This is a genomic window from Amaricoccus sp. (genome assembly GCF_036846665.1).
Lineage (GTDB): Bacteria > Pseudomonadota > Alphaproteobacteria > Rhodobacterales > Rhodobacteraceae > Amaricoccus.
Genome location: NZ_DAIUBO010000258.1, coordinates 1 through 4,914 on the forward strand (window position 1 = coordinate 1; position 4,914 = coordinate 4,914).

Genomic DNA, 4,914 nt, shown 5'->3' on the forward strand with positions numbered 1-4,914 from the left:
CCCCGGATTTCGAGGAGAGGTTGCGGTTGCCGTGCTTGGCCCCCGGCACGCCCGCTCCGGCGACCACGAAGGCGGTCGCGGTCGAGATGTTGAGCGTTCCCTTGCCGTCGCCGCCGGTCCCGACGATGTCCATCGCCCCGGAGGGCGCCTTCACGCGGAGGCATTTCGCCCGCATCACGGTCGCGGCGCCGGCATATTCCGACACGCTCTCGCCGCGGGTCCTGAGCGTCATCAGGAAACCGCCGATCTGGGCCGGCGTGGCATCGCCCTCCATGATCGCGGTGAAGGCGACTTCGGCCTGCTCGCGGGTCAGCGGCCGGTCGACGGCCTTGGCGATGAGTGCCTTCAGGGGATCGCTCATGCCGGCACGCGGGTCATGTCGAGGAAGTTCCGGAGCAATGCATGGCCGTGCTCGGAGGCGATGGATTCGGGGTGGAACTGCACGCCGTGGATCGGCAGGGTCCTGTGCCGCAGCCCCATGATCGTGCCATCCGCGGATTCGGCCGTGACCTCGAGGCTGTCGGGCAGGGAGTCCCGCTCGACGACGAGGCTGTGGTAGCGCGTCGCGGAGAAGGGCGAGGGCAGGCCCGCGAGCACCCCGGCGCCGGAATGGTGGATGGCGTCGATCTTGCCGTGCATGATCGTGCCCGCCCGCACCACGCAGCCGCCGAAGGCCTGTCCGATCGCCTGGTGGCCGAGGCAGACGCCGATGAGCGGGGTCGCGGTCTCGGCGGCGGCGGCGACCAGCGCGAGGCAGATCCCCGCCTGATCGGGATCGCAGGGACCCGGAGACAGCAGGATCGACGACGGATGGAGCGCCATCGCGGCCTGCACGTCGATCGCATCGTTCCGAAAAACCGAAACCTCCGCCCCCAGCTCACCGAGATAGTGAACCAAATTGTAAGTGAAGCTGTCGTAGTTGTCGATTAACAGCAACATTCCGGGGTCTTTCCAATGGCTTTGGGACTGGTGCAGGAGCGGCCGGGCGTATACATGGCCCGGTCGATCAGATGGGGTCAAGCGGAAGCTGGGCCATCGTCGCGACGGGAGGACAGGAATTGACCCGAGTGGCGCGCCGCCGCACCAAGGGCTACTGGCGCGGAGTGGCGACGGGGCTGCTGCTCGCGGCTGCCGCGGCCATCGGGCTGACGGTCGCCTTTCCGCCCACGATCTTCCTGCAGCCGGTGCTGACGCCCGGCATCGAGATCGCGCCCGCCGCGCCCGAAGCGCCCGCCGGCGAGGCCATCCCCGAGCTCGAGGCCCGCGACGACTGGCTCCTCGTTCCCCGCGCCGATGCGCCGCTGATTGCCGGAAGGCCGCAGGTGGAAACCCCGCCCGGCCTCCAGGGGCTCGCGCCGGTCGCGGCACCGGATTTCTTCGATGGCGGCGCGGCCGGGTCGCCCTCGCTGGCGACGCCGAGGGCCGACTGACGCCCGGCCCGGACGGTCGGGCAGGGTTCAGTTCGTCCCGTCGCGATGGGTGACGAAAAGCGCTGCGTCCCGCGCCGCCTGCAGCAGCGCCCGCGACTTGTTGACGGTCTCGGTGAATTCCGCCTCGGGCACGCTGTCGTAGACGACGCCGCCGCCCGCCTGGATGTAGAGCGTTCCGTCCTTCACCACGCCGGTCCGCAGCGCGATGCAGATGTCCATGTCGCCCTGGGCGGCGAAATAGCCGACGCCGCCGCCGTAGACGCCGCGCTTCTCGACCTCGAGCTCGTCGATGATCTGCATGGCGCGGACCTTGGGCGCGCCCGACACGGTGCCGGCGGGGAGGCCCGCGAGCAGGGCGGAGAGCGGATCCTCGCCTTCGGCCAGCAGCCCGTCGACGTTCGAGACGATGTGCATCACATGGCTGTAGCGTTCGATGATGAACTGCTCGTTGGGGTCGACGCTGCCGATCCGCGCCACCCGGCCGACGTCGTTGCGCCCCAGGTCGAGCAGCATGAGGTGCTCGGCGCGCTCCTTGGGGTCGGCGAGGAGTTCCGCCTCCAGGGCGGCGTCCTCGGCCGGCGTGGCGCCGCGCGGGCGGGTGCCGGCGATGGGGCGGATGGTGACCGTCTCGCCCTTGACGCGCACGAGGATCTCCGGGCTCGCCCCCACGACCTGGAAGCCGCCGAAGTTGAAGAAGAACATGTAGGGCGAGGGATTCGTCCGCCGCAGCGCGCGATAGAGGGCGAAGGGCGGCAGCTCGAAGGGCAGCGCCCAGCGCTGCGAGGGCACCACCTGGAAGATGTCGCCCGCGCGGATGTAGTCCCTGGCCTTCTCGACCATGGCGAGATAGGCGGCATGGGAGGTGTTGGAGACCGGCTCGGCGGGCGCGCCGTTGCTGCCGAGGTCGCGCGAGGCGCTGCTCGGGCTCCGGTCGAGGTCGCGCACCGCGTCCATGACGCGCTCCGCGGCCTGGGCATAGGCGGCGCGCGGGTTGAGCCCGGAATTGGCCCAGGCCGGGCTGACCACCGTCACCTCGCCCTTGACCCCGTCGACCACCAGCACCACCGAGGGGCGCAGGAGGATCGCGTCCGGCAGGCCGAGCGGGTCGGGATTGACCTGGGGCAGATGCTCGACCAGCCGGATCATGTCGTAGCCGAGATAGCCGAAGAGCCCCGCGGCCATGGGCGGCAGCTCGGGCGGAAGCGCGATCCGGCTCTCGGCGATCAGCGCGCGCAGGCTCTCCAGCGGCCCGGTCGGCTCGTCCTGCCAGCCGTCGGCGTCGAAGCGCGCCGAGCGGTTGAGGCGGGCGCTTTGCCCGTGGCATTCCCAGATGAGGTCGGGCTTCATGCCCATGAAGGAATAGCGCCCGCGCACCTCGCCGCCGGTCACGCTTTCGAGCATGAAGCTGTCCTTGCGCGCCTCGGTGAGCTTGAGCATCAGCGACACGGGCGTGTCGAGATCGGCGACGAGCCGTGTCCAGACCACCTGGTTCTCGCCGGCGGCGAAGCGCTCGGTGAAGTCGCCGATCTCGGGAAAGAGCTTCATGCCGCCACGGTCACGGGAAACGCGTCAGCGTGGCGTCGATCAGGTTCTGGTTCACGGTGACGCCGCGCTCGCGGCGCAGGGCCTCGGTGTAGAGCGCCAGCAGATCGTCCGCGGCCTGGGTCCGGAACTGGGCCTTGAGGTCCTCGGCGATGGTGCCGTTGCCCTCGGCCTGCGGGTCGAAGGCCTCGATCGCGGTCGAGCGCGCGAGGATGACATCGGTGCCGTCGGTGCGCGTCACGGTCGCGCCGGGATCGGTGGCGAAGATGTCGGCGACCAGTTCGGGGGGCAGGCCCTCGACGGTCTCGCCGCGGGTGAGCGGTCCCCCCGTCGAAACGGCTTGTCCGAGCCGCTCGGCGAGGGTCGGGAAGTCGAGGCCCTGGTCGAGTTCCTGCCGGTAGGTTTCGGCGAGTGCCGCGAGCGCCTCGGCGGTGCGGGCGGCGGTCCAGTCCGCGGCAACGCGGTCGCGGATCTCCTCCAGCGGGATGACCGCCGCGGGGTCGATGGCCTCGACGCGCAGCGTGACCAGCCCGCCGTCGGCGAGTTCGGCGAGGTCGGTTTCCTCGCCCGGGCGGGCGGCCTGGGCGAGCTCGAGGAACGCCGGGTCGTCGGCCAGGCCGCCGGTGGTTTCCGCGTTGAGCTCGATCGTTCCGAGCTCCATGTCGGTCTCGGCGGCGATCTCCTCGAGCTTCGCGCCGCCGGCGATGAGGTCGGAGATGCCGGTCGCCTCGTCGAGGATGGCGTTGTGCGCCTCCTCGAGGGCGCGCTTGGCGGCGATCTCCGCCCGTGCCTCCTCGAAGGGGACGGTGCTCGCCCCGAGGATGGCGTTGACGCGGTAGAGCGAGGGGCCGAGCGGCGTCTGGACCGGGCCGACGATGCCGGGGCCGTCGAGGCCGAAGACCGCGTCGCGCGCGCCGGAGCCGAGATCCGCGGCCGCGAGCGTGCCCTGGTCGATCTCCCCGGCGGCGAGGCCGCGCTCGGCCGCGATGGAATCGAAGTCCGCCTCCCCGGCGTCGATCCGGGATTTCGCTTCCGCCGCATCGTCTTCCGTGGCGAAGCCGATGCGGTCGAGGATGCGGCGTTCGGGGGTGCTGAAATGGGCGATGTCGGTCTCATAGGCCGCGCGCAGCTCGTCCTCGGGGATCTCGATGCCGGCGGCGAGGCTCTCGGGGGTGACGCTCGCATAGGTGATGCGGCGGGTCTCGGGGCGGGTGTAGCGGTCGGGATGCGCCGCGTGCTCGGCCACGAGATCGGCCTCGGTCGGGGCCGGCACCGGCTCGGTCAGGAGGCTCGGGTCGAGCCGGATCCAGTCGAAGCTGCGCTTCTCGCCGAGGAAGTCGAGCACGGTCAGGGCGGCGGTATCGGGCATGGTGGTGGCGGACTGGATGCCGGCGCCGAGGAGGCTGCGCGCGGATTCGCGCCGCACCTGCTCCTCGAATTCCGCCGGCGAGAGCCCGGTGCGCTCGAGCACGAAGGCATAGGTGTCGCGGTCGAACGTGCCGTCCGGGCCGCGGAAGGCCGGGGCGGCCACCACCTGCTCGCGCACGGTCTCGTCGCCCATCGAGAGCCCGAGCCGCGACGCCTCCGCATCGAGGGTGGCGTCGTTGACGAGGCGGCCGAGCACCATGCGGTCGATGCCGTATTGCCGCGCCTCGCTCATGGGAAGGGCGCGGCCGAGCTGCGAGGAGATCGAGCGCAGTTCCTGGTCCAGCGCGCGGCCGTATTGCTCGGCGGTGACGGAGCGGTCGCCGACCTGGGCCACGTCCTGGTTGCCGAGGCCGCCGCTGACGCCGATGCCGAAGCCCGCGAGGCCGACGATCAGCATGGCCATCAGCACCCAGACGAGGATGTTCGAGCGCTTGTTGCGGAAGGCGTTGAGCATGGCGGGCGGGGGTCCCGGAAGGAGCGGCGGGGGCGGCGGTTTGCACTGGCCGCGGGGGGG

At 71.1% G+C, this 4,914-nt stretch carries 4 protein-coding genes and 1 pseudogene; 1 reads left to right on the forward strand and 4 read right to left on the reverse strand.

Annotation, left to right across the window (positions count from 1 at the left end; genetic code table 11):
* A pseudogene (locus tag V7050_RS18050) lies at positions 1-361 on the reverse strand (anthranilate phosphoribosyltransferase); the annotation flags it as partial.
* Positions 358-939, reverse strand: a complete 582-nt coding sequence (locus V7050_RS18055; protein WP_324367466.1) for an anthranilate synthase component II — start codon at positions 937-939, stop codon at positions 358-360. The gene V7050_RS18055 and the pseudogene V7050_RS18050, both read right to left, overlap by 4 nt.
* 119 nt (positions 940-1,058) lie before the next feature.
* Here V7050_RS18055 and V7050_RS18060 point away from each other — a divergent pair, with 119 nt between their 5' ends.
* Positions 1,059-1,430 (forward strand): hypothetical protein, encoded by a 372-nt coding sequence (locus V7050_RS18060; RefSeq protein ID WP_324367468.1) that lies wholly within the window; start codon positions 1,059-1,061, stop codon positions 1,428-1,430.
* Positions 1,431-1,457: 27 nt separating this feature from the next.
* Here the strand turns inward: V7050_RS18060 and trpE are convergent, their stop codons facing one another.
* Entirely contained in the window at positions 1,458-2,975 is a 1,518-nt protein-coding gene (trpE, locus tag V7050_RS18065; RefSeq protein WP_324367470.1) for an anthranilate synthase component I, read from the reverse strand.
* Positions 2,976-2,985: 10 nt separating this feature from the next.
* On the reverse strand, positions 2,986-4,914 hold a 1,929-nt coding region (locus V7050_RS18070; RefSeq protein ID WP_324410961.1), incomplete at its 5' end, for a peptidylprolyl isomerase.